We start from the raw sequence: 3,703 nt of genomic DNA on the forward strand, positions 1-3,703 counted from the left end.
TTACCTTCTTAGAAAACTCACATTGTGTCCTATTTGTCAATATTTAGAGGGCTGGTTACACTTTTCTAATACTTAGAAAACTATTTCATCTGATGAATAATCAACTTTTGAAGGAAAAATTACAAGCAAAAATCAAAAATATTCAAACTAAAGATGATGGTTCTCCTGTTACTAATTTGAAGTTGGATAAAACTTTAGTTGCAGAAATTGAACAGTTGACAACAGAATTAGAAAGTCTCAATCCTCACCCTCAACCTCTTATTCATGCTACTAATTTATTAGAGGGGGCGTGGCAACTGCAATACTCTACAGCCAGAGAAATTCGTTCTTTAGATTCCCTGCCATTGGGTTTACGAATAGGTAAAGTTTATCAAGTAATTAATGTTGCTAATAAACTTTTTTTTAATCTAGCTCAAGTGCAACATCCTCTGAAATTAATATCAGGATATGTAAAAGTCACAGCTAGTTTTGAACTGGCTCTAGATACATCGGGTTTAGCAGATAAACGCATCAATGTTGATTTTGACAAACGTTATTTGGCGATTGAGAAGATTGTAGGTATTAATACGCCTAAACTAAATCCTTTTAAAGTTGTAGCTGCTAATAATCCTCAAGGAAGAATTGCCACTCTTGATATTACTTACTTAGATGAAACTTTAAGAATTGGACGTGGGGGAGATGAAAGTTTATTTATTCTGATTAAAGCCAATGACTTACCTAATTTATACTAAGAGGGTGTTTGAAAAATTGGAAAAGGTATAATTTATCATTCTGTATACCTTCGTGACACTATGGCTAACGCCATGTGGAACAAATCCCTTTCGGGAGCCGTAGGCTCTAGAATCTAGGGTTTGAGTGATTACTCGGAGATGCTGAAGCCTACGGCACGCTGCGCTACGTACCCTGCGGGAAGCAAGCTACATCATGACTTTTCAAACATCCTTTAAAAAAGCTTGGGGCTTTACTTTTAAAAAATCGCTAAAAACATCGGGGAACAATAGCTTTTGAGTAAATATATTTTGATTAAAGTAGACAACTATAACTATATACCATGCCCACTAAAGTTCATTTAGTTACTATTATTGAAAATATTACTTTGTTGGTATTCTACACAGAATCAAATTGTTGGCAATTCCGGTTAATTAGTGCTGGTGGTGAAGTGTTTGGGGAACACAAACTTTATTACACTCCAGAAGCTGCTGAAAAAGCTGGACGTGAATGGATTTATCAGGGATATTAAGCTGTTACGCAACTTTGTTAAATTATTAAATTTATATCATAAGTAATTTGTTAATTACATTCCTGGTATTTATAAATTACTTGTTTTATAAATGGATTTATTTTACGCGAACCGACAGAGGATTTTGGCATACCGTAAGATAGAAGTAAGCTCAAATATCGAACATCAAAAACATCGTTACTATCAATTTTAATATGTCAATTTTTTTGGTTATGAGATGAAAATAAATAACAGCATAACTCAATTTATATTCTACAATCAATCTCGATTGTATAGATTTATTGTAGCTATTAAAGTTAACACCCAGGAATGAGCAATTTGCAATAGCGTTTATTAATTGCTATTTTTCCTAATTCCAAAATTACTTCTAGTGGAACATCAACAGATTTAGCTGCTTCTGGAATAGTGACTTTGTTGGTGCGTAACAAAGCTAAAAACTGTCGGACTTTAGAAACAATAGGGTCACTGCTGTTAGTATAACCACGTTTAATGGCAATTTTTAGCCCAGTCTCAATATCATCAACTGTAACTTGGCGATTTTCATCTATTAATAATTTTTGCTGTCCAGGAATTGCATTGGCAATTTGAATACCGACATACCCAGGTTTTTTGCGCTGAGGAATGATATCGAAATTGTAGAGTCGCTTTTGTCCTTGAGAATCTACAGTTTGAACAAGTAAGTTAGTGATAGCAGTAGTGGTAGACCCTGGAAACTTCAGCGGTTTGATTGCTCTTAAAAAGATGGTTGTAGCTTGTCCGCTTTTTAAATCTGTATCTGTGGTGTAGACCAGTCGTGAAGGATCTGCTACTAAAATGTAGGCGATCGCTTCGTTGGTTTGACTAAAGCTGATAGGTGTAGCCAGTCCTGGCGTAACTTGAACCTGAATTCTCGTTTTTGCAGCTATATCTCTGTTAATAAAGCGATAAGCAGGTGTTTGTGCCTGGACAATAGGTGCTGTTATCCCCAGCAATAATGCGCTAGTAGTGATGATAAAAGTAATACATTGTTTCATAACAACCTCCAAGAAACCCACCCGTTGTGGGTGCAGTTAGTTTACCGGGCAACTTGCAAAAAATTATTGACAACCACTGATACTTCCGTACCTTCAGGTAAAAATTGAATATTAGGACGTTGTAATAATTCTTGCACTGCTTGGTCAGACCGTCTCAACAAGTGATCGCTCACTGGACTAAAAAATCCTTCCAACGCAGCCGCCCAAATTTGCGGGTCAGCGGTGCTAGAAACGGTATTTTGATTAAAAGTACCATTGGAAACAACAGTGCTAGATTGAGTCCGGGGTTGATTGACGATGCTACCTACTTTTCCCAAACTACTGAGTAATCCCACCAATAAATCTTGTTGAGCAATTTCTGACCCCACATCATTGAGCTTTTGAGCAATCAATGGTCGCTTATTTCCACCCCGAATTAATAGCGTACTAGCTGGTATTGTTTCCTGTTTAACTGTACCTTGGGAGTCAGGATAAACTAGAGCGATACCAGTAGCTGACACCAAATTATTCTTTTTACCTACGGCTGTAGTTTTAGCAACGATAACAGTACCAACAGGAAGTGCCTCTGTACCATCTGTAGCTTTGAGAGGTTTAGTTAACTCCACAGCAAAGCGGTCATGAGGATTTTTACCACCTTCATCCCAAATCATCGGCATAATCACTTTAGCTGGCACAGAAGTACCCAGTGCTACATCCTTATTGCTGCTGGTACTGGAATTGACGAAATTTGCAGGGGTACGGTTGAGGATACCCACCATACCGGGAGTTAAGTCAGCTTGACTATCAACACTTTTAGAGCCAATTAAAACTGTTTGTAGTTCAGCTTCTTGGGGATTGGGTGTACTTGATTTTAAGGTTTTGAGAGTTTGATTACTTGCTGTCGGTGCTGTCGGGTTTTCTTGAATTGAGGCTATTGTTGAGCTACCGATTTGTGACTGTCCTAAACTAGCTAATTTGTTCCATTGTTGTAAAGGATCAACATTATTTTCAACTTGTTGTACTGGTCGTTGAATTGTGTGCGGGACTGTACGACTTACAGGTGAATTTACAGAAGTTGGGGAAGAATACCGCCTAATACTGGGTGCAGGTTCAGCAACTCTAACAGCAGTAGTACGCGGTGAAATAGTCTGTCGTACTGCCCGTACTGGTGGTGATGGTTGTATTTTAGTTGGTGATGTTGGACTGGAAGATTTAGTAGGAACCAGTTCTACTTTTTTTGCTTTAAGTTGTTGCTGTTGGTCTTGAAATGCTAATCTGCTTTTGAGTTCAGCAGACTCATCTAAAACTGGTTCACTACTGGGAGAAGGATTAGCGGTTTTTGCGGCTTGTTTAGCAGGAGGTTTGGGTTTCAGAAATCCAAACCAGAGGGTTGAACCAGAAGCAATAATCACTCCCACCAAAGTAATTACCGACACTAGACGAACACCAGGTTTTTCTGCTAACGGTCGTT

4 protein-coding genes are annotated in these 3,703 nt (G+C 38.1%); 2 read left to right on the forward strand and 2 right to left on the reverse strand.

The annotated features are described in order from the left end of the window. The first annotated feature begins 92 nt into the window (after nucleotides 1–92). Complete coding sequence (locus VB713_RS28145) at nucleotides 93–731, forward strand: PAP/fibrillin family protein (RefSeq protein WP_323314778.1); 639 nt, start codon at nucleotides 93–95, stop codon at nucleotides 729–731. Nucleotides 732–1,051: 320 nt separating this feature from the next. Then, complete coding sequence (locus tag VB713_RS28150; protein WP_323314779.1) at nucleotides 1,052–1,240, forward strand: hypothetical protein; 189 nt, start codon at nucleotides 1,052–1,054, stop codon at nucleotides 1,238–1,240. A 296-nt stretch (nucleotides 1,241–1,536) separates the two neighbouring features. Here the strand turns inward: VB713_RS28150 and VB713_RS28155 are convergent, their stop codons facing one another. Further along, nucleotides 1,537–2,253, reverse strand: a complete 717-nt coding sequence (locus VB713_RS28155; protein ID WP_323314780.1) for a hypothetical protein — start codon at nucleotides 2,251–2,253, stop codon at nucleotides 1,537–1,539. A gap of 41 nt (nucleotides 2,254–2,294) precedes the next feature. Further along, nucleotides 2,295–3,703 (reverse strand): hypothetical protein (locus VB713_RS28160; protein WP_323314781.1); only part of this gene is annotated, 1,409 nt, incomplete at its 5' end.

The organism is Anabaena cylindrica UHCC 0172, from assembly GCF_034931625.1.
Taxonomy (GTDB): Bacteria; Cyanobacteriota; Cyanobacteriia; order Cyanobacteriales; family Nostocaceae; genus Anabaena; species Anabaena cylindrica_A.